Below are 21,973 nucleotides of genomic sequence, written 5' to 3'. Positions count from 1 at the left end.
AAAGAAACCGGGGAATAAGCCTTGCTAATGAAACTGCACTTCCATCTGCAGGATGGCAACATTTTGTTAGGAGATGCGCACTTTGAGAACTACTTCCTCCACAGGAAGTGAGCTTAAGTCAGTGCCATTGGATTAAAGCAGGCTAATTGCCAGCACTATTCTCAGCCTGCTCCTTAAGATACCTTTCAGCAACTAGCATAACTGCAGTCATTGATTTATCAGAACGATGCTCTGGTAATATCGATGATAAGTATGCATGCATAGCCGCAGTTTGCATCCATTGCTTTTGATATGAATTAATACTTTTTGAAAACATTTGTCTGTCCAGAAAATTTTTTAACCCATTTTCAGTACCAGAAAGAGAACAGACTTTATCGATCAACAACTTAAGCAACTTGATTTTCCCATGTACGGTTCCAGAAAAAAAAGTTGTATTAATTCTTTCACAAGCCATTAAATATCGAACAGCCCTGTACTCTTTTCTCGTTTCACACACCCTTTTTTCGATACTCTGACTTTCAGGCAACCCAGAATCACCCGGCATTTCAGGCAGTGTGGGAAACTCTCCTGGCCTTAAGTCACAACTACCTCCATTCACAACCCTACTATCCATTTTTTCAGTATTCTTGATAATAAAAATTCTTGCTGCGGTGACAATAGCCAGAGGTTCATTAACAGCCTGCTCACCAGCAGCGCATAACAATTGAAAAAGATAATCAAGCCCCAAAGAAATCTTCAGGACTGCCTTTTGGGTTTCAGTCAGACCAGGAAGACCCAAAATATTCCTGCGCTTCTTGTACTGATCAAAGTCATTTCTACTTCTGGAAATCTCACAGATTTTCTGGATTGCTTCTTTGATAATCTTTAGTTTATAACCAGCTTTCATGTTGCCTGTTAAATCCAGTATCCATGTACCCTTGACTGCCATGGAAAGCAACTCGAATGCAACCCTGCATTCATCTTTTTCAATAATTCTTCTTATTGATTTTGCCTGCCCAACGATATCGGATACTACAGAATCACCAGACGGCAACACTCTATTTGGCCTATTTGGCAACTTTGGTACAAAATAACTAATATTTCCCTTAACTTGATTGGGCTCTGACGATTTCTCAAGGACCGCATTGAAAGACTGACGCTCAGCATGAATATTTGGCAATAATCGTTGTTTCTTTATCGAAGGGGCCAATAAATCGTTTTTCAATTCAGTTCGCTCTCTTTTTAGGGGGTGCAACCCCTGAGTTCTACCACTATGAACCACTTCTGCATCCTTGAAAGCACTTTCATTTTCAGCAGCTGTTAACAGTAAGGGTTTTGGAAAAGTCATGACAATCCTGTTAATTCGTCCGGGATCAGTCAAAGACTGTTTAATTTCAGTCTTGATATAGAAATATTGAGTACCTCTATAATTCTGCTTTCCCACAAACGAAGCTACAGGCAAGCTGTTTGGTTCTCTGTAGATGCTTTCACCAACGTGAAAGGGAAAGTCAGACCGCCCGGTTTTTCGCAATAATTCCAACCGGGCGTCAAGCCGTTCAATCACATAGCCAACATCCCGCCGAACCCACAGCCTTTCCACCTCAGAATCAGAATTTAGGTTATTATTTAAAAACTGACACCAGCACCACAGCAGTCGATTCACATCGGTAGTCAAAGCATTTTGACTTATTCCCTTCAGCCAAAGCAATAACTCATTACTTTGATTCCACCACATTAACAAGGCATCCTCAGAATATGAATCTAACTCCGCCTCCATAGTAACAAAGCTTTTGTATAGCTTTAACATTGCCAAATCATTATCATTAATTTTGATAGCTAAATGCATCGAGTTATCTAACCAGCGATTCACTGAACCCTTGGTAGTTTTATCAAAATCAAACTCTAAAATCCGGATAAACAATGGTGTAAAATTTCTGATCATATCCTTCCATAAGGCAAAAGCTTTACTATTTTTATAGAAGGATGCCAGATTAGCGGCTAAGTTACCGTTAATGGTTGAATCAGCTAAACTCCCATAAAATCTACGTTGTAGGGGAGTGATATGCAATCTGAACTCTTCCAGAATTTTATTGATTCCATTTCAACATTAACCAGTGAACAGCGAGACATTCTTAACAACTCGCTCCTTAGTACTCAAATAGAGGTTACCGAGGTAGTAGAAACCACTGACTCTGAACCTGTTTACAGTGAATCTATACCCAATAACGATAATGCAACACCTGACGTAGAAAAGAGCATACTTGCCCAATTTGCCGAAAACCCCAGGTGCCCCAAATGCAAAAGCCATAGCGTTGGTCGCTGGGGCATACGAAATGGCCGACAGCGCTACCACTGCAAGACTTGCGACTCAACGTTTAACGCCTTTAGTGGAACGCCTTTGGCAAGGCTCAGGCACCCTGAAAAATGGAACAAGTACCTCGCAGGTATGACTCACTCTATGGTCTTGCGACCAGCTGCTGCTGAGAATGCCATTGACTTGAAAACTGCGTTCCGCTGGCGTCACCGCTTTCTTGAAGTGATTAATAATGATCAAGCAGAAGAGCTTTGTGGCATTACTGAGCTTGATGAAACATTTTTCCGTGAATCCTTCAAAGGGCAAAGAGAAGGCCTTCCACGGCCAACCCGAAAGCGGGGTAATGATCCCAACAAAGCCCGAAAAGTCCCGGTAATGGTGGCTCGGGACCGTAATCGAAATACCGTTGACGGTGTATTAGAAAACGAAAGTGCTAATGAATTGTGCAGGCATTTAAATGGCCGCATATCGATACAGGCCACGGTCTGTGCGGATGCACACCTCGCTCACGAAAAACTTGCTGACAAGCTTGGATTTGTCTTCAAGGAGCTGGTGACATCAGCAGGTCAACATGTTGTTGAAGGCATCTACCACATCCAGACTGTAAATTCTTATCACAGTCATTTAAAACGCTGGATTGGCGGCGTATTCCAAGGGGTTGCAACTCGTTACCTTCCCCATTATCTGGCCTGGAGGCGAGAACTGACGGCAGCAAAAAAATTAACTGTTGGCCGGTTGATCAGCAGAATTACTGAACATTGGTGCTTCCAACCATTAACGGTAACTTAGCCCAGATTAGCAGTGGTATCCGTATCCTTATCCAGAAAAGCATACCGTTGGTAATATTGCTCCAGCGTTAAATTTTTGGCATAACTCACCAGCGTTTTTTTTTGGCCATCAGAAAGATCATCCTGACATCCTTGATAGAACTTCAGCAGAACAGCAGGCAATGATGTTAATGGTACAGTCCCCAGCTTTATATTTTTCAGAAGCATCTTGCCTTTTTTAGCTTGCTTAACCAGGCCTTCTGTTTCAAAAGCCTGATAATCAACCAGTACTTGATTTGTATAACCATCCCTCACCAGTTGTATAAAAAAAGGATCAAGTCCGTTGCGCACTTTATCAAAAGCCAATAATACTTTAAATGCCGTTATTGAGCAGCTGTGATAATCTGTCTGCAGATACTCGGAAGTCGGCGTGGTCAAAAAATGCAGGCTTGTATCTTGGCTATTTTTTTCAACACCAGAAGATATGCCATTAATGATAAAATTTCTTGTCTCCGTGGCCTCAGGGCATCCTGAATCAATCGTTTCATGCAAATAGACAACCATTATTCGCCCTGCCTGAATAAATCTGACAGCAATCATATGTGAAATTGAAACATTCACAACCAGTAAACTGAATGCAGCCTTACCTCTTCCATTGACAACCATGCCAGAGACATATTGTTTTAACGATTTTAATGCGCTTTTATCATTGACACGGCCACAATAATAAACAGCTGGGCGGGTTCCGGATTTTCTTTTCAGCACAGAGAGATCCTGAATCGCTCTAACCGGCAGATGATACTCCCCATTACTGATCGTTCCATGGTTTGAATCCAGTCGCTCCTGAAGCAGAGGGTTCATTTGAACCATTCGATCTTCATGATGATAACCAGCCACTTTATCCCAGTAGGGCAACCTCTTATCTAATATCTTATACTCCAACACCACACCTTCGCCGGGGGCTAAGTTACCGTTAATGGTTGGAAGCACCAATGTTCAGTAATTCTGCTGATCAACCGGCCAACAGTTAATTTTTTTGCTGCCGTCAGTTCTCGCCTCCAGGCCAGATAATGGGGAAGGTAACGAGTTGCAACCCCTTGGAATACGCCGCCAATCCAGCGTTTTAAATGACTGTGATAAGAATTTACAGTCTGGATGTGGTAGATGCCTTCAACAACATGTTGACCTGCTGATGTCACCAGCTCCTTGAAGACAAATCCAAGCTTGTCAGCAAGTTTTTCGTGAGCGAGGTGTGCATCCGCACAGACCGTGGCCTGTATCGATATGCGGCCATTTAAATGCCTGCACAATTCATTAGCACTTTCGTTTTCTAATACACCGTCAACGGTATTTCGATTACGGTCCCGAGCCACCATTACCGGGACTTTTCGGGCTTTGTTGGGATCATTACCCCGCTTTCGGGTTGGCCGTGGAAGGCCTTCTCTTTGCCCTTTGAAGGATTCACGGAAAAATGTTTCATCAAGCTCAGTAATGCCACAAAGCTCTTCTGCTTGATCATTATTAATCACTTCAAGAAAGCGGTGACGCCAGCGGAACGCAGTTTTCAAGTCAATGGCATTCTCAGCAGCAGCTGGTCGCAAGACCATAGAGTGAGTCATACCTGCGAGGTACTTGTTCCATTTTTCAGGGTGCCTGAGCCTTGCCAAAGGCGTTCCACTAAAGGCGTTAAACGTTGAGTCGCAAGTCTTGCAGTGGTAGCGCTGTCGGCCATTTCGTATGCCCCAGCGACCAACGCTATGGCTTTTGCATTTGGGGCACCTGGGGTTTTCGGCAAATTGGGCAAGTATGCTCTTTTCTACGTCAGGTGTTGCATTATCGTTATTGGGTATAGATTCACTGTAAACAGGTTCAGAGTCAGTGGTTTCTACTACCTCGGTAACCTCTATTTGAGTACTAAGGAGCGAGTTGTTAAGAATGTCTCGCTGTTCACTGGTTAATGTTGAAATGGAATCAATAAAATTCTGGAAGAGTTCAGATTGCATATCACTCCCCTACAACGTAGATTTTATGGGAGTTTAGCTGATTCAACCATTAACGGTAACTTAGCCTTCGCCGGGTGATAAGGTAATGGGCTGCCCATCCCTGCAGTGAAGATTGGTCTTCTTGTGAGATGCATCATATGGGTGATAAACCCCAAGATAGCTGCCCTCCTTCAGTTGTTGGTTGGTCAGGCATTTAACGTCTTTTTCATTGGCACGGGTGACGCTTGAATCAAGTACAACGACCACTGACGTAACATCAATATTTTCCAACGTTTCTCTGTCTTCCGGTATTGCTAAACCAGGCTTGCCTGCCATTATCGGTTTAAGATGAAATCTTAATTCAGATTTATTTTTTTGGTCCAGCACTGAGGACATTACTCGATCGATAGGCAACAAATGTTTCGTGTAATGATCGATATAAGTTATTCGCCCAACAGAGTGCCGTTGCTCTAACTTTAATAAAGGTAAAGGAGGCAGCAGTGGATCCCGAATGGCATCAGGAAGCTGCAAAACAGAACGCAACAAACCGTCAGTCACATAACGGGATTGAAATTTCCCGATGTATGGCCTTAAAAAAGTCTCATCCGCCAGAACAGCCTTTTCCAGGGCTGTCATGGGCTGAATAGCTAGGTCAACAGGCAAAACGCTGAGGCTCCCGAAACAGTATTGAACACAACATAACTTAGAGAAGCCATTTGTCGATTAGTTCATTTTGAACGGGTTGATCGATTTTTCACCGGTTGAAACTTTTCTCAGCAAGTCTCAGCAAGTCTCAGCAAGTCTCAGCAAGTCTCAGCAAGCCCTGGCAGGATTAACCAGTGAAAAAGGCTTCCATTACCTGCCGGGCCTCTTCAGAAACCATTCGCTCACCAAAGAGGATACCTTCATCATCAATGCGCTGTTGAACATCACTACGACGGGCCCTGGTAATTAGCTGCTTGGTCAGCAACAGTGCTTCCCGGGGTTTTGCTGCCAGCGCTTTGGCCTTTGCCAGGGCATACTCAAACACTTCTTCATTGGCAATGACGGCATTGACAATCCCATATTCACGGGCACACCGGGCATCAAAAAAATCACCCAGCATCAGCAACTCTGAAGCCCGCTGTCGCCCCATTATGTCTGGCAACAGCAAACTTGAAGCCGCTTCCGGCACTACTGCCAGATTCACAAAGGGCAAACGCAGCCGGGTGTTTTCACCTGCATAAACCAGGTCACAATGAAGCAGCAAAGTCACGCCAATACCCACCGCAACACCGCTGGCAGCAGCCACCATCGGTTTTTTCTGGACCGCAAGCTGACGCAGCATTTTCATGGCTTCTGGCTCTTCAGCACTGTCCTGAGCCAAAAAGTCCTTAAGGTCATTGCCCGCAGTAAACATATCGGGCTGGCCAGCAAAGAGAATAACCTTGACACTATCATCCTGATCAGCGGCAATCAGTGCTTCAAGAATGGCAGCGTACATCGCCGTGGTCAGCGCATTCTTTTTATCCCTTCGGTTGAAGCGGATCGTCAGGATACCATCCTGCTGTTCGATCAGGACATGATTCTGCTGATCTGACATGGGTCAAGCTCCCTGAAGCTCTGTTATAACTCTCTTATAACTCTGTTGTAATTATTTTGTCATTTAAATTCTATTACAGCTGTTGCTCAATTGGCAGCATGGAGAGAATGACAATGCCCATTCGGGTCAACACTGAACTCTCCGGGTCATTATTGCTGATGGCCCGACAGTCCGGATTACAGTCAAACCATTGAATACCATTTTCTGCCAGTTTTAATTCCCAGAATCCTCCACTGTCCAGCCGACGTAAACCGGAGATAAAGTCTTCCGCCATCTCAGGGGCGTCATAGATCGCGCCTATTTCGGTATTCAATAGTGCCGACCTTGGGTCAAGATTTGCCGAGCCAGCGAATAGATAGCGCCGGTCAATAATAAAGAATTTGGCATGTAACGTGGCCCTGCTGGAGCCGGTAATGGTTTTATGGACTCGGCCCTTTTCGGCCTGAGTCTTCACCTCAATAAGGCGAACACCCGCCGCTAATAAATCTTTGCGGTATTTGCTGTACCCGGCATGGACAATAGCGACATCAGTTGATGCAAGGCTGTTGGTAATCAATACCACCCTGACGCCCCTGTTGACCAGGCGAGCAAAGAAATTCACCCCCTCTTTTCCCGGCACCAGGTAAGGGGAAAACATCACCAGTTCCCTGGTGGCACTGTCTAAGTAGGGTAATAGCCGGGGAAACAGATGGGTTGACCGGTCTGAAACCGGGGCCAGAATTTTCCCCGGTTCATCAGCATAAACAGCGACATCTCCCCAGTACCAGTGGGTCCATCCACTGGCAATATGTTCAAGCAATGAAGACTGCTTAAGACGACTGATGTATTGTTGTCCTGCAACCGAATCAGCCGCTTTGGTCAGCGCATTCTTGAGCTGTTGTCTATCTGCAGAAGTTATCGCTCTTATGATGATTGATTCAGCCGGATAACTTAGCGGGCTGTTCCAATAGCGGTCAAATTCATGGGAAATTTGCGCAACCACAGCCCCCCTGTGGATCATATCAAGGTCGGCAAACTCAACGGCACTGTTGCGATAATATTCATTGCCAATATTTCGGCCACCCAGAATAGCCAGCTGATTATCAACAATAAAGCTTTTGTTATGCAGTCGTTGTTTCCAGAGCATGGGATGGTGCTGCTCGAAAGTCGGATGGCAAACTGGTACAAGCTATCAAATTAAACATTAACAGACTAACCAGCACCGCTTTGAGCACAACCCGATTCCTTCTTTACTTTTTCCAGACAGCGCGCACAGTAACAACTGGTCTTCTCTTTTGGAATAGGGAGCAATACTGGAGTTTCCACTTTACTTTCAGGTGCCAGAGACTGCATACACCAGCAACTTTCCGATGGTTTCCCTTTTGCATAAGCACACTGGTTCGGCTGACCACACTGCGGACAACTATTGACCTCAGTCATTGACATTCATTCCTCGTAATACCCGCACCATCAGGGAAACATTCATACGACATTTTTTTGATACCATATACCCAATAATGACCAGAAACGCCATGCACGGAGTAAGGATGAAGCTTAATCAGAAGTCTTTGGGAAAAATAATAGTAACCGCTCTGACCATGTGTTTTATTTCGGGGTGTAACCAGGCGCAGCCTGAACCGGAAGAACTGCTCCGACCGGTTCGTTCCATTATTGTTAACGCCCCTGAATCCGGTTGGGTGAAAGAGTTTCCGGCAACCGTTGATGCGGTACAGAAAGCCAGGCTCAGTTTCCGCGTTGCCGGAAAACTCCGGGATATTCTGGTCAGGGAAGGTGAGTTCGTTAACGAAGGGGATGAAATTGCCAGGCTCGACCAGGTGGATTTTGACATCCAGTTAACAGACCGGCAGGCCTCCTACGAGGTCGCCAAAGCGGATTATGACCGGGCCAGAAAGCTGATCGAAAAAGGCGCCATTGCCCGTGCGGAACTGGACAACCTGAAAGCCAAGGTAAGCACCGCCTCCTCACAACTTCAGGCAGCACAGCAGGAGCTGGACTATACCATTCTGCGGGCGCCTTTTAACGGACGTGTCGCACGACGTTATATTGATAATTATGAAGAAGTGTCGGCCAAACAGGAAATCATTTCACTACAGGACACCTCCGCTCTGCTGGTAGCAATGGAACTGCCCGAAAGCGTCCTGGTCCGCTCCAGAAACCACAAAGACGATTACACTTTTCATGCCCGCTTCAGCTCCATCCCGGGTCGCCTGTTTCCGCTCACCCTGAGAGAAACCTCAACCCAGGCGGATGAAAGCACCCAAACCTATACCATGACTTTTGTCATGCCAGCCATCGACAATCACCTGGTATTGCCGGGGATGTCGGTGGTGGTCAGGGCTGAGCAAAAGTCCCCCCGCAGTGACATTATCCTGATTCCTGCCTATGCCGTTATGGAAGATAAGCATGGTCGTTTCGTCTATGTAGTCAATGATGAAGGCGACGAAACCGGCCGCATCGCCCGTCAAACCGTCACCACAGGCCAATTGTCAAAACAGGGCATGATTGTGGAGTCCGGGCTTGTTATTGGTGACCGGGTCGTCACTGCCGGCATGAGCCAGATGAGCGAGGGCATGAGAGTCCGACTCCAGGAAGGAGCCGCGCGATGAACATTACCCGAGCGACAATAAACAATAACCGAACCGCCCTGGTACTGATTTGTGTGCTGATCATTGCTGGCCTTCAGGCCTACAAGAACTTGCCAAGAGCCTACGATCCCGGGTTTATCATCCGGGTCGCCAAAGTCATTACCCACTTTCCCGGAGCCAGCCCGGAGCGGGTTGAGCAGCTGATTACCGACAAACTGGAAAAGGTTATTCAGGAAATACCTGAACTGGACTTTGTCAAAAGTACGTCACGAACCGGGGTATCCATTATCACGGTCAGCATTCAGGAAAGTTACACCAACATGCGCCCTATCTGGGATAACCTTCGGCGCAAAATCGACAGTGCTGCTAAAGACATGCCCGATGGCGTCATCGGGCCTGAGGTTAATGATGAGTTTGGGGATGTTTTTGGCATTGTGGTGACGCTCACCGGCTCCGAGTTCAGTTACGCCGAACTGAAAGACATCGCTGATCAGGCCAGAGATGAGTTTCTCCGGGTTCCGGAAGTGTCCAAGGTGGAAATCTACGGTGCCCAGGAAGAGCGTATTTTTATTGAATACGACAATGCCCGTCTTTCAGAACTGGGACTTTCTCCTACCCAACTGATGCAAATGCTGGAGAACCGCAATATTGTAGTTCCCGGTGGTGCCATTACGCTGGATATGGAGCGTATTGAGCTGGAGCCCAGCGGTAACTTTGAGTCAGTGGATGATATTCGCCATACTATAGTCTCCATCCCCGGCAGCAACCATGTCGTTTACCTGGAAGATATTGCCACTGTCAAGCGCGGCTACGTTGATCCTGCCTCTGCCAAAGTCCACTCCTCTGGCCAGCTGGCCCTGGGGCTGGGTCTTTCCATGCGCGAAGGTGGTAACAATATCCGCATGGGAGATCAGGTCAGGGAAGTTCTGAATTACCTGAACCAAACCTACCCCATCGGGATTGATTTCAACGTCCTTAACTTTTCCCCAAAAGAGGTAGAAGACAAGGTTAATGACTTTGTCAGTAATCTTGTGCAGGCGGTTCTGGTGGTTGCGACCGTTATGCTGGTTGCCCTGGGGCCTCGTACCGGACTGATTGTTGCCTCACTGATCCCCATGAGTATGATCTCAGCCATGCTGGTGATGTCGTTTTTCGATATTGGACTGGATCAAATCTCACTGGCCGCATTGATTATCGCCCTGGGCATGCTGGTCGATAATGGCATTGTCATGGCCGAGAGCATCATGGTTCAGATGAACCATGGCAAAAAGCCAGTGGATGCGGCCATTGATTCAGCCAGTGAGCTTCGGATTCCCCTGCTGACGTCCTCCTTAACGACAGCCGCCGCTTTCTTACCCATTTACCTTGCGGAATCTGCGGTGGGTGAATTTACTGCCTCTCTGTTCCTGGTGGTTACCATTACCCTGCTCTGCTCATGGCTACTCTCCATGACCCTGATACCACTGTTGTGCGTTCAGTTTCTGCAACCCAAGAGGAAGAACACCGACTACAACCGTGGTGTTTACCAGAAATACCGCAGGCTGCTGACCTGGTTTTTGCAACACCGGGTAATTTCCCTTGCTGCCACGGCGGTGTTATTTGCACTGGTTATGAGCGGTTTCAACTATGTGCCGAAAATCTTTTTCCCCCCTTCTGATCGCCTCTATTTCAAAACCGAGCTGGAACTTCCACTGGGAACTGCAATAGAACGAACAGTAACCCTGGTTGAACAACTTGAAGCGTTTATAAAAGAAGAATTGCTGGTCAATGCTGACCGCACCGAAGGCGTCACCAGCTGGATCAGCCATATTGGCAACGGTGGGCCACGGTTTGTGCTTCAGCACAGCCCTGAACCGGCCAGCCCCAACTATGCAATGATGGTCATTAATACCACCTCCTCAGAAGTCATTGATGACATGATTAATCAGCTGGACCGTTACGCCTTTGACCACTTTCCCGACCTTCAAATCACCAGCCGCCGTATCGAGAGCGGCGTATCCATTACCAACCCGGTAGAAATACGGCTCTATGGCAAAGAGACTGACCCGTTGTTCTCGCTGGTTGAGCAACTGAAAGCGGAAATGTCCCAAATCAGTGGGCTGAAAAATATCAGCGATGACTGGGGTCAACGGATCAAGAAACTAAAAGTGGTGATTAACCAGTCCAGGGCCCTCAGAGTGGGAGCCACCAGCCAGGATATCGCCATATCGCTGCAAAGTGGTCTGAGCGGACTTGAGCTAACCCAGTACCGGGAAGGTGAAGATGCCATTCCGGTACTGCTGAGATCGGTAGAGGCCGACAGGCAGGATATCGACAAGCTGGAAACCCTCTCGGTATATATCCAGTCCACCGGAGAGTCGGTCACCCTGAAACAGGTTGCGGATATTGAAGTGGTCTGGGAGCCGGCACAAATACTGCGCCGTGATGGCCTGAAAACCGTATCAGTGGGGGCACAACTGACCTCCGGTATGACGGCATCTGACGGCTTTGCCAAACTGCAGCCCTGGCTGGATGAACAGTCAGTACAATGGCCGGCCGGCTATCGCTATGAACTGGGCGGTGAAGCGGAGAGTTCCGGTAAAGCTAACCAGTCCATCGGTGAGAAACTACCCATGGCGGCCTTTATTATCCTGATTCTTCTGGTGGCCCAGTTCAATTCCCTGCGTAAGCCCGCCATTATTCTCGCTACCATTCCACTGGGTTTGATTGGCGTGATCATCGGCCTGCTGACTGCACAGTCCTTCTTCGGGTTTATGACCTTACTGGGCGTCATCTCTCTGGCCGGTATTGTGATCAACAATGCCATTGTTCTGCTGGAACGGATCAGACATGAGATCAACGACAATGGTCTTGGTGCTCAGGAAGCGATTATTGTCGCAGCCCAACGTCGGCTACGCCCGATTCTGCTGACAACAGCAACCACCGTTCTTGGCATGATTCCGTTGTACCTGGGAGGGGGTGAGATGTGGGAGCCTATGGCAGTAGCCATTATTGCCGGATTGCTGTTCTCAACCCTTTTGACGCTGGGACTGGTGCCGGTGCTCTATTCGTTGTTTTATCGTATTAAGTTCTAAAAACACAGGGCTCTTGATGGGTCCTGTTCCCTATTGTATTTAATTCAGGCTCTTTTCCAATTCCAGACTGCTATGTAACCAGCAAGTTGACTAAGGGCTGAAGAAGACTTTTGCCTCTTCGGCCAATATTATGCAAAAACTCAAAAAAGCCAAGGTAAAGGGGTAAAGCCTCTTGGGATATTCCCCTGTGAGGCCTTAGCCACGAGCGTAGAAGTGACCAAAACCCCTCCATAGTATTAACATGCACCTCGTAAATACCGTCTTTGTCATCATCACGAGCATACTCACCTTTGCCGTGACAGACCGTTTTATGTCTGAAGCCCCAGCTTTCAAGGTCATCATAGATGTTGTATTCATCGGTATAAATCTGGCTCTGTGGGGCTACGTGTTTCTTGATAAATGGTTCGATTGTCGCCTTCTTAACGTTCGACAGCATGTTGATAATGACCTGACCTCCCCTTTGAATCATTCCCAATACCGGCGGTTTGTCTTTTTCAAGAGTCCCACGGCCCGGAGCGCCTTTAAGCCTTCTTTTTCTCGGTGGACGATCCAGATTTTTTTAATGCTTCAGGGTGTCCCTTGTGACCAGCTACAATGTAGACCTCGTCGAATTCAACTTCGCCATCAAGAATCACTTCAGGCTTTCGGTCAACAACACCATTTCGTAAGACTGTGGTCATATGGTGTGCATCACTGACACACAGATCAAGTTCCTGAGCTATCTGGCTGTTGGAGACGTTCAGCCCCATTAAATAGAGACAGGCAATCCAGACTTTGAGTGGTCGGTGGTGTCCTGCGAAAACCGTATTTGTCAGGTCATCGAAGTAGCGCTTACAGGACTTACAGTAATAGTGCTGGCACTCTACCTGCACATTGTCGTGTCCATTCTTTTTGACATTCTCAGAATCACAGTGCGGACAGAGAACAGTGCCATCTGGCCAGCGGTTCTCACGGATCATCTCAAAGCAGGTGTCATTACTGATGATATCTGAGATTCGGCCTATATTCATGGTCAATGCTGGCGATGGCTAATTATATCCACCAAGGATAGTTCAGCAGTTCGGAATTCGAAAAGAGCCTTAATTCATAATGTTCGCTTTAGTAGAAAAAACGTCGACTGCTTACTGCTGAAAATGACCCAGGAAACTTTTTACTGTCTTTATTGTCTTACTAATTAGAATAATAATTGCTTATTAAAGGAGTCAATAATATGGATATTTCACAGAATTCGCCTTATTCATCCTCAACTGGTCATAATTCGCAAAGCTTTCAGCAGCTTCAACCCCCGCAAAATGACTATTCCGGGGACCTGTCATATGAACCTTGGCGCCAATATCATGTTAAAGCAGTTTCAGGGGGCTGCAAACAAGACGGCTTATCGGTCAGAAATATGTCTGATCCATCAACCATTACCGAAACTGCCGCTGTTTCAACAAATAGTGGAAGTAGGGTTAAATCACTCAAAAGGGCATCAACTGACAACACAGAGGCTGAATTTGTAACCCGAAAAGTGGTTAATAAAGAGCCTTCCACTATTAATGAAAACATTGCCACCGAAACTCCTATCGAATGGTTTCCTGTGCCAGCCTGCCCGTCTTCTGTACATGACATCCCACAGGGCAACCTTGGTCATGAACTAAAAGAGTTACTGACAAGCGTTGTCAATTGTGGAGACAAGCAACAACCATTGCCCGTCAGTGACTATAAAGCATTTGTAACTGTTCAGCACCCCCACATAAATCTGGAATTTTCTGATTTTTATACCATCCTCTTAAGCACCATTTTTCCACAATATTCGCCAGCATGATTCCAGAACTACCCGCAACTATGTCGGCTGAGATTCTCTTGAAAGAGAATGCAGAGCTGCGGATGAGAGTTGCCTGTCTGGAAGAGCGATGTCGAGAATTGGAAGAAAAGGTTGGCAAGAACAGTCAAAACAGCAGCAAGCCGCCATCGTCTGATGGTTATCAAAAACCTTGTAAAAACAGTAAGTAACTATTCAGCACTGAGCAAAGGCATATTACAGTAATTCCGAACAGCTCTATGAAGTGATTGATATATGTCCATTCCCTGTTTTCTGGCAGACGACAAATAGCTGCGAATCCGTGCAAACATAGAACCACCGTCTGCACTCCTGAAGCAGCCTGAGATTTTCTGCTTTAACTTGGCCATTCGAACATCCCGCTCACTGCCATTGTTATCGAAGGGAATGGTAAAATCTGACATGAAGCGCAGTGTCTCAGCCTTGAACTCAGTGAGTCGTTTGAAGAGATTGTAAGCTTTAGTATTCTTGACTTTCTTGCGCTTAAGCTCCTCTCGTTGCTTCTCCATATAGACGACTTCTTTCATTAGAGCCCGCTGAAGCAACCGGTCATAAATCTTCTCGATTCGTTCACAGACAACACTTGGCATCTGTAGCATACCTATGGTCTTAAAGCCCTTGCAGTAATGCCAGGAAAGCCTCAGTAGCTTCATCAATCGCAACGCCAGTTGATTGCTGTCCCTATCAACAACACCCAAAAGCTCCCTCAGGTGATGGGCATTGCAAAGTACGTGAGTTGCCGCATATGCAAAATAGGATTTCCAATGATCATGAACCAGAACGCCTGCAAATGTTAGCAGTATGCCCATCGTGTCCATGGCCTCACGACCTCGCTTTTCAGACAAGTAGTAGAGCGTCCATTGTTCATCCCGCATAACGTGTAGCCAGTGCAAAGAGCCCTCGGCCCGCATACCCGTTTCATCGGCTCCGGCAACAGACGATTCCCGCAAGGCGTCACGAATAACCTCTTCAGTAGAAGCCAGATTTTCATAGGTTCTGGCCACAAAATTGGCGACAGTGCCTGCACTTACACTCATTTTATAGAGAGTATTAAAATACTCTGACACGCGCTTAAAAGGCAGGAAATGGTATTGGTTAAGATAGACGGCCATAGCCTGTGTGGCTGAGCCATATTGTGCGGCAGCGGTAACACCTTCCGGGAATTCAGCCTGATTCCGACAACCACAAGTGCAGATTTTTACTTCAGCTCTATGGGCCGTTACTTCAAATTCACCCGGTCTCCCTGGTTCAAACACCTGTCGTTCAATATATTTGACCGGCTCACTATCAAGAAGAGACGCCTGACATTTATTGCATTCTTTAACCGGAAGGTACTCAATATAGTCAGGGATATCGACCTGTTTAAGACAAGTGCCCTGATGCCCTTTCTTTCCACCGGCTTTATTACCAGAAGACTGTCTCAGACTTTTAGGATTGGGTTTTTCATCCGATGGATCGGTACCTTTATCTGCGGAAAGGTCGTCAGAATGATCTGGAGAATTACTGTTTTTACAAGGTTTTTGATAACCATCAGACGATGGCGGCTTGCTGCTGTTTTGACTGTTCTTGCCAACCTTTTCTTCCAATTCTCGACATCGCTCTTCCAGACAGGCAACTCTCATCCGCAGCTCTGCATTCTCTTTCAAGAGAATCTCAGCCGACATAGTTGCGGGTAGTTCTGGAATCATGCTGGCGAATATTGTGGAAAAATGGTGCTTAAGAGGATGGTATAAAAATCAGAAAATTCCAGATTTATGTGGGGGTGCTGAACAGTTACAAGCATTTATAAAATACTTCGGGAAGTTACCTCCTGATGCTGCCCCTGATCAGCTTGATTCTGAAGCTTACCTGATCAAAATTAAAAAAAACCCCCTTGATATAAACGAGCTCGACTTTAGAGTCTGTATAAAACGATAATTCGGTCAGCTTTTTATAGTGAAGCAAGCCGAAATCAGTGAACTGTTTTTCCAAGTTCGTTATTACTTCCGTTTTTTGCCTAAAAGCCTTTAGTTATGCTGCTTCTGAATTATCCGGTATTAACTGGTCGATCAGATCGCGAAAATTGAACTCATATTTTTGCTTATATCTGTTCCAGCCCTTGCGAATAGAGAACCTCGGAATAATTCCTGAAAGAGCAATTTTCATCATGCCTGCAGTGGTTGTATCCGGGCTTCTCCAGGGTATCCGAGAAATATTCAGACATGCCTGATTTTTACAAACGGTTAATAACTGCAATAATGCATAGCCTGCCATTTTCAAATGCATCCATCGAAGCAGTGTTCGCAATTTCTGCTGCCATAAATGGCAACAGCCAAAAGCATGTTTGAGTTGGTGAAACATTGGCTCTACCGGCCATCTCCGGGAATAGGCACGAAGCACCTCCAGTCCCTCAAGTTCCGGATTGGTCGAGATGAATATTCTGCTTTCGGTCAGACCTTTGTCATTTTCAAAGCGACTCCAGACGACGCGTACTTCACGACCTTTAAGGAATCTGGCGCGACAGATCAGGGTACGATAACGTATTTTGCGAAATTTGCCGTACATCCATACTGTTGCTTTTTCTTCCGGCAGTTTCTTAACCTGTTCTGTCGTCATCTTGATGCCGTACTTTTTTGGGCGCCCTCGCTTCTTTACGGTGGGTGCTGGCGGCAAAGCATAGAGGGCCCGATTTGAAGGTATCTGACCAACAACTTCTATGTTCATTTCCAGAGCTGGCTTTATCAGTGTCCAGTTCATATACCAGCAATCGGTTAGCAGGCGTAGCACTCGATCCTTCACTTCATTGCGTACCACCCTGAGCATGGCCACGGCAATTTTCAGTTTGCTGGTGTTACCTGAAGCTGGTGTCGGAAATGAGATCACCGGTATGGCGGTAAATACTTCATCTGCAGCCCGCTCAAATATGATGGCCAGGGAAACCCAACACTGCCCCCAGATGTACGTCGGCCGATTGCGTTTCTTGCTGTGTTGATGATGTGTACGACAAGCAGGGGCTTTGTCGGAAAACCGTTCGATTACCCAGTCATCAAGCCCCAGGACCACAGGTTGATTCTCAGGAGCTTTGGAGCAGACCAGACGGATCAAGTGGCGTGCCAAGTTCTTCCATTGCCACTTGCCCTGAGATAGCCAGTGGTGGTAGCTGCTCCACACACAATGAAAATCAATTGTTAACAACGCCTGTGTAACAAAGCCGTCGGCTGAAAGCATGCAACCGAACAGCAGTTCGCAGAACGTTGGTACTGCAGTTGATGATAGCGCTCCAGCAAGAAAGGTTGTATATGAAGCGAGCTCCCTGAGGATTACTTGATGATCTGAAGTGAGCATGGCAACCATCTCGAATTTCGTCATTGGGGATGGTTGCTTTTAGCAGATTATGCGCCGGAACTATTGTGCTCTTAAAACTCTAAAGTCGAGATAAACGAGGTCCCCCAGGAGAAGTTAACCCTGGATGTGTGTGTACAGGCATGTAGAATATTCCCTTATGCGGATTCTCCGTATCTACCCGACAGGTTGAAAACCGATGAATTCTATCGGGCTTTGGCACTTGAAAAATATGAAGCACTTATTTCTGTGCCTGACGAGATTAAAAGACAATGGTTGTATGATGGTTTTTTTGACGTGCTCATTGAAAAAAATCAAAAATTCATAGACCTCGTTCCCCGGGAAGCCAGAACTGATGCACTTTTTGAACTTGCCTGCAAAAAGTCTCCCGACGCGCTGAGATTTTACCCAGAGAACAAACCTATTAGCGATCACTTACTAATCACTGCGATCAAACACTTTGGGGTTCTGGAGTTTTGCCCGGATCATAAAAAAACAGCAGAGCTTTGTGAGGTCGCTGTTCGGCGTAATGGGTCAGCATTAAAATATGTTCCTGATAAATTCAAAACCGCAGCATTATGCCAAATGGCTGTTGATAATGACCCCAAAGCCATCTACTTAATTCCAGAAGCAATGATAACATTTGAAATGTGTCTGGCAGCCTCCAAAGGCGGCAAACTCCCCGTGAAGCGTCTTGATTTTCTAACGGAAGCACAACAAATAGAAATATATCGTACTGCCTTCGCTTGTGGAGAAGCATCTACATTTATGCGTACTCCAGAGCATTTTATTACTGATGACTTCCTCAAGTCAGTCTGTACTAGCAAGGAATACAGACACACACCCCTTAACTGGACTGAACATCTTAACCTTCAACGATTCGTTGGAAAGGATAAAGCGTTGGAGCTTTATTCGTTAGCCCTAAGCCTGTCACCCGAGGCGCTGAAAGATGTGCCTGAATCCTTCAGAAAGGGAGCAATCCTTGATATTGCCTTATCAAAAGATGTGTCGGTATTGAAATATGTTCCCGAAGAAAACCTGAGTTTCGATCAGATTTGTCTCAAAGCATCAGTCTCAAAATTGATGATGAATCCATTTTTGTATTCAAATAAACAAGACTTACGAAACCAATTAATAATGGAAAACAAATTACCCTATGTACCAACGGATATGCAGTTGGCATTTTTAACCTGTTCCTCTGTTAAGCGGGAAGACAAACTCAGGTTTATTGACTCATTGGATTTCCCGACTTACACCTTCCCGAATCAGGTAATGACGGCACCACTGATTTGCCAAAAGTCTCCTTTAGACTTTTTGCATACCAATCTGTTTTTGATACCCCTGATTTCAACCGCTCACCAGGTCACCGGATTTACCCTGCCAAACGCCGCTGTTGGGGAGAGCATTAACCGGTATATCGCCAGGCACATGCCTTCTTCGTTCAGGCTACAGGACATACCCGAAGGGCTGAGCCCGGCCAACGCATCAGCAATCCGGACTGTCGGTGGACGGACAATTCAATGTCTGAAAACAGATGGCCAGGCCACTTATTTTAAATTCCAGAGGGCCGGGGAACCCCTTGAAACCCTGGCCAGGGAAGGGCTGCTTTACCAAGTCATCGCCAATACGCCAGGGTTGGCATTCAAGAGTGAACTTCCGCAGTACCAGGCCTTTATGCAGCTGCCCCTGAGCGATGAACTGATGTTTCTGATTGGCAATTTTGATGACCCGGTGGAGATCATCACAAGAGATGGCCAGAAGTACATCAATATCTTTTCATATACTGCACCTGACGCTTATCACCGCTATGCCCATTCACCAGAAGCAGAAGGTGACTGTCCCCGGGAACGCCCGGAGCAGGGCATCCTCATGGCCTGTCACGATGCCGGTTACATGATCAGCATGGGGCTGGTGCCAACCAGTATGCTGCAGTGCCTGCACGATACCGAGTCCGGACGAGGCTGGGTCGCCTTGCACGCGGCCATGAATCGAGCGTGTGACCGAGCACATGACAGTGTTTACTCTGGCACATTGGGTGCATGGAATACCCTTGCAACTGATAAGATCGATTTTGGGTACTGTGGCATGCGTGACCTGGGTGATTATGAAACCTTTGGCGATATTCAGAGCTGTTTACGGCAGAAAGATACTTCGGACCACTGCTATCCGCCGAAAGTCTCACAGCGTATTGCCCTGGCCAATAGCATCTGTGAGATCATTTTATCGGCAGTCCTGGTGCGATCACGTCTACGTCAGGGGGAATCCGGTTATCACTACAAAAACCCTCAGGCACTCAAGGAAACAGCCTCATTTGTTGAATCGGCCTGCAATCAATTCCTGTCGGGACTTATGCCTATGCCTGACACACGCAATCAACTTCAATCCCTCCTGGGCCGGGAAGAGCATGAGTACCAGGCATGGCTTAACCGGGTAGCGCAGGAGGTGCTCTACTGGACGGCATTGCAGCCTGGTGAGCCGGGCTTTGATCAGCTTGCCAAAGGTGAATATGACCCGACCGACTGCTACCTGAATCATATCGGCAATGATAAACATCTCTGTGAAACGCTCTATCCCGTTGATGCTTACACGTTGTTAGTTCAGAGAGATTTTTTTAATATTAATAACCAGTTAAATCTTGGGGGGTAACAACACCTCATTGCCACTGTTGTCGTTATTGAACGGACTAACCGTAATGAATACTGGCATATTGGAGCTGTTGAACCATTAAGTCAGGAGCTGAAGGTGGTTGATAAAGTACTGTTATCGAATACAGTGGTCAGTTATTTACTGACCGCTTATATCACTCTCATAAAAAAGCTACTTCTTAAAGTTAACCGCTAATCATTTCCTGATAATGCTGCAACCGCTGAACATTCATGACGTCCTCTATTTTTTGGGTATTCTCACCGGCAAGATGGTATTGGTTAATACGTAAGTTTTTAGAGCGATCATGCTGAATACCGTTAAGCCACATGACCTCCGCGTTAACCATATCTGCCAGATGGGTATTCAGGACAATTTTCTCCAACCCCTTGTAGCCGGTGTTGAATTCCAGAAAGTCCTGCTCTTCGGATTCGATCAAGTCGACCAGCTGCCTGAGGTTTTTGACTTTTTCAGAGCCAACACTGTCGACTTTTCTCAGAAAGATATTGTGATAACCCCGGTTGGCCTCATGGGGAAGCACTTTCAGGATGACCACCACTTCATCTTCATCAGCAAACCGGAAATTATTGAGCAGCAAAGGGGTAAGGCCTGCATAGGAAATCAGGTCATGACCTGCTCCCATCAGGAGCTCTCTGGTCACTTTAGTAAACACCAGGCCCTGATAAATAAAGTATGAAGGGGCAGACTGACCATCAACACCGAGCAACAAATCATTATTCACTGGCTGAGTGAGCGTAACCAACAGATCCAGTATCTGCTTATTACGAATAACCCGGACCCGAAGCTCCTCTCCAACCTGACGTGAGTGAACCACATAATCCATGGAAACCCGCTCACTGCCCCGGAACACGATGGTTTTATCATGGCCTACCCCATGCCCATCCAGTTCCAGGATAACATCATCCGGCTGCAACACCCCGTCAGCCGCAGAACCCGGTATGACATGGCGGACCAGAACTCCCTTGTTTTCTTTCACCCCATAGACGGTTTTAAAAAAACCATTTTCCAGCTCTTCCGTTTCGATACCCAGACTGGGAATCCCGCTATAGTGACCATCAGTAATATCCTGCAAAAAGTGTCTGATAATATTGACCGGCACAATATGGGCAATATTGCTGGCTTCGAAAGGACTGTATCCCTGCATTAACACACCAATGATCTCGCCATTAACCACTGCGGGACCGCCACTATTGCCCGGGTTACTGGCGGCATCGATCTGCCCTGCCAGAAATGAGAAGCCGGAATTGCTGTAAGGTTGATATTCCAGGCGGGACAGAACCCCCTTGGTTGCGCTGATGGTATCGCCACCAATGGGATAGCCAAGCAGCATCAAATCCGTTTGCAGAGGAGGAACCTTGCCCAGAGGGATAGGTGTGGTACCGCTGAAAAACAGCGCTTTCTCATGGTCATGGAAGGGTACCAGCAAGGCCAGGTCCAATTCGTGTGAAACCCACAACGGCTTGAGTTTATAACGGTCCGTCTGACCATTTTTCCTGCCTTCAATATACGTATGGGCACTGATCACGTGACTGTTGGTCAGAACGACCCTCTGGCCACTGTCTGGCAGCTGGATAATGGCACCGGAACCATACTTCTGTCTTGGGCCAAGTTTACTCCATGGATTCTGATGGTCATATTGGTTAAACGAGGTATAGATTTTGATGATCGAATCCCTGACTCCCTGGTCTTCCGAATATACCGGCAGGGAGTCAGTTCCCCCCGGACCTGCCGTGTACCCATATATCGAGACTGCCAGAAACAGAAAGCAGACGACTTTAGCAATACCATTCAGCCTCACCACCAAACACCTCAACGGCCAGAGAAAGAGTACTTCAAGCTAGCACAAATAAAATATCCTGCTTGACTGAGATCAGAGTTATCAG

19 protein-coding genes are annotated in these 21,973 nt (G+C 46.7%); 6 read left to right on the top strand and 13 right to left on the bottom strand.

Features of this window, described 5'->3' with window-relative positions; genetic code table 11:
• Positions 1–142: 142 nt before the first annotated feature.
• On the bottom strand, positions 143–2,047 hold the full coding sequence (locus tag MJO57_RS09985) for a hypothetical protein (protein WP_252025001.1): 1,905 nt from the start codon (positions 2,045–2,047) through the stop codon (positions 143–145).
• Here MJO57_RS09985 and MJO57_RS09980 point away from each other — a divergent pair.
• The gene (locus MJO57_RS09980) at positions 2,042–3,082 is read left to right on the top strand and encodes an IS1595 family transposase (RefSeq protein ID WP_252017335.1); all 1,041 of its coding nucleotides are present in this window, start codon (positions 2,042–2,044) and stop codon (positions 3,080–3,082) included. The genes MJO57_RS09985 and MJO57_RS09980 overlap by 6 nt on opposite strands.
• On the opposite strand, the gene MJO57_RS09975 is transcribed toward MJO57_RS09980, so the two are convergent.
• The 6 genes from MJO57_RS09975 to MJO57_RS33220 form a co-directional block, all read right to left on the bottom strand.
• Positions 3,079–4,050, bottom strand: coding sequence for a hypothetical protein (locus tag MJO57_RS09975; protein WP_252024999.1), 972 nt, complete (start codon positions 4,048–4,050; stop codon positions 3,079–3,081). The two genes, MJO57_RS09980 and MJO57_RS09975, sit on opposite strands and share 4 nt — an antisense overlap.
• The gene (locus tag MJO57_RS09970) at positions 4,023–5,063 is read right to left on the bottom strand and encodes an IS1595 family transposase (protein ID WP_252017335.1); all 1,041 of its coding nucleotides are present in this window, start codon (positions 5,061–5,063) and stop codon (positions 4,023–4,025) included. Before MJO57_RS09970 ends, MJO57_RS09975 begins: the two co-directional genes overlap by 28 nt.
• A gap of 60 nt (positions 5,064–5,123) precedes the next feature.
• A complete protein-coding gene (locus MJO57_RS09965; protein WP_252024997.1) occupies positions 5,124–5,678 on the bottom strand; it encodes a hypothetical protein in 555 nt (184 codons plus the stop codon).
• A gap of 196 nt (positions 5,679–5,874) precedes the next feature.
• Positions 5,875–6,624 carry an enoyl-CoA hydratase-related protein gene (locus tag MJO57_RS09960; RefSeq protein WP_252024995.1) on the bottom strand — a complete coding sequence of 250 codons (750 nt, stop codon included), beginning with the start codon at positions 6,622–6,624 and terminating at the stop codon, positions 5,875–5,877.
• 73 nt (positions 6,625–6,697) lie between these two features.
• Positions 6,698–7,750, bottom strand: coding sequence for a phospholipase D-like domain-containing protein (locus tag MJO57_RS09955; RefSeq protein WP_252024993.1), 1,053 nt, complete (start codon positions 7,748–7,750; stop codon positions 6,698–6,700).
• Between the two features lie 65 nt (positions 7,751–7,815).
• A complete protein-coding gene (locus MJO57_RS33220; protein ID WP_371924812.1) occupies positions 7,816–8,043 on the bottom strand; it encodes a cysteine-rich CWC family protein in 228 nt (75 codons plus the stop codon).
• Between the two features lie 158 nt (positions 8,044–8,201).
• On the opposite strand from MJO57_RS33220, the gene MJO57_RS09950 reads away from it, so the two are divergent.
• Together MJO57_RS09950 and MJO57_RS09945 are read left to right on the top strand one after the other, a co-directional pair.
• Positions 8,202–9,230: an efflux RND transporter periplasmic adaptor subunit gene (locus MJO57_RS09950; protein WP_252024991.1), complete on the top strand. Its 1,029-nt coding sequence runs from the start codon at positions 8,202–8,204 to the stop codon at positions 9,228–9,230.
• On the top strand, positions 9,227–12,283 hold the full coding sequence (locus MJO57_RS09945; RefSeq protein WP_252024989.1) for an efflux RND transporter permease subunit: 3,057 nt from the start codon (positions 9,227–9,229) through the stop codon (positions 12,281–12,283). The genes MJO57_RS09950 and MJO57_RS09945 overlap by 4 nt, the downstream gene beginning before the upstream one ends.
• A 70-nt stretch (positions 12,284–12,353) precedes the next feature.
• Here the strand turns inward: MJO57_RS09945 and MJO57_RS09940 are convergent, their stop codons facing one another.
• The 3 genes from MJO57_RS09940 to MJO57_RS09930 all read right to left on the bottom strand — a co-directional run bounded on the left by MJO57_RS09940 (position 12,354) and on the right by MJO57_RS09930 (position 13,894).
• Entirely contained in the window at positions 12,354–12,836 is a 483-nt protein-coding gene (locus MJO57_RS09940; protein ID WP_252026893.1) for an IS1595 family transposase, read from the bottom strand.
• The gene (locus MJO57_RS09935) at positions 12,805–13,293 is read right to left on the bottom strand and encodes a transposase (protein ID WP_252018524.1); all 489 of its coding nucleotides are present in this window, start codon (positions 13,291–13,293) and stop codon (positions 12,805–12,807) included. The genes MJO57_RS09940 and MJO57_RS09935 overlap by 32 nt, the downstream gene beginning before the upstream one ends.
• Before the next feature lie 325 nt (positions 13,294–13,618).
• Positions 13,619–13,894: a hypothetical protein gene (locus tag MJO57_RS09930; protein ID WP_252024987.1), complete on the bottom strand. Its 276-nt coding sequence runs from the start codon at positions 13,892–13,894 to the stop codon at positions 13,619–13,621.
• A gap of 192 nt (positions 13,895–14,086) precedes the next feature.
• On the opposite strand from MJO57_RS09930, the gene MJO57_RS09925 reads away from it, so the two are divergent.
• The gene (locus MJO57_RS09925; protein WP_371924672.1) at positions 14,087–14,278 is read left to right on the top strand and encodes a DUF6444 domain-containing protein; all 192 of its coding nucleotides are present in this window, start codon (positions 14,087–14,089) and stop codon (positions 14,276–14,278) included.
• Here MJO57_RS09925 and MJO57_RS09920 read toward each other — a convergent pair whose 3' ends face one another.
• Entirely contained in the window at positions 14,279–15,793 is a 1,515-nt protein-coding gene (locus MJO57_RS09920; protein ID WP_252017330.1) for an IS66 family transposase, read from the bottom strand. It lies immediately after the preceding gene.
• Here MJO57_RS09920 and MJO57_RS09915 point away from each other — a divergent pair.
• Positions 15,792–16,022 (top strand): hypothetical protein, encoded by a 231-nt coding sequence (locus tag MJO57_RS09915; protein ID WP_252024985.1) that lies wholly within the window; start codon positions 15,792–15,794, stop codon positions 16,020–16,022. The two genes, MJO57_RS09920 and MJO57_RS09915, sit on opposite strands and share 2 nt — an antisense overlap.
• 93 nt (positions 16,023–16,115) lie before the next feature.
• Here the strand turns inward: MJO57_RS09915 and MJO57_RS09910 are convergent, their stop codons facing one another.
• Positions 16,116–17,453 (bottom strand): transposase, encoded by a 1,338-nt coding sequence (locus MJO57_RS09910; protein WP_252017304.1) that lies wholly within the window; start codon positions 17,451–17,453, stop codon positions 16,116–16,118.
• A 189-nt stretch (positions 17,454–17,642) separates the two neighbouring features.
• Between MJO57_RS09910 and MJO57_RS09905 the strand changes: the two genes are divergently transcribed.
• On the top strand, positions 17,643–20,072 hold the full coding sequence (locus MJO57_RS09905; RefSeq protein WP_252024983.1) for a DUF4116 domain-containing protein: 2,430 nt from the start codon (positions 17,643–17,645) through the stop codon (positions 20,070–20,072).
• A 184-nt stretch (positions 20,073–20,256) separates the two neighbouring features.
• Here MJO57_RS09905 and MJO57_RS09900 read toward each other — a convergent pair whose 3' ends face one another.
• Positions 20,257–21,888 carry a S1C family serine protease gene (locus MJO57_RS09900; RefSeq protein ID WP_252024981.1) on the bottom strand — a complete coding sequence of 544 codons (1,632 nt, stop codon included), beginning with the start codon at positions 21,886–21,888 and terminating at the stop codon, positions 20,257–20,259.
• Positions 21,889–21,973: the final 85 nt, after the last annotated feature.

The sequence above is a fragment of the Endozoicomonas sp. SCSIO W0465 genome, assembly GCF_023716865.1.
In the GTDB taxonomy this organism is placed as follows: domain Bacteria; phylum Pseudomonadota; class Gammaproteobacteria; order Pseudomonadales; family Endozoicomonadaceae; genus Endozoicomonas.
This window is presented reverse-complemented; position numbering and strand designations above follow the sequence as displayed.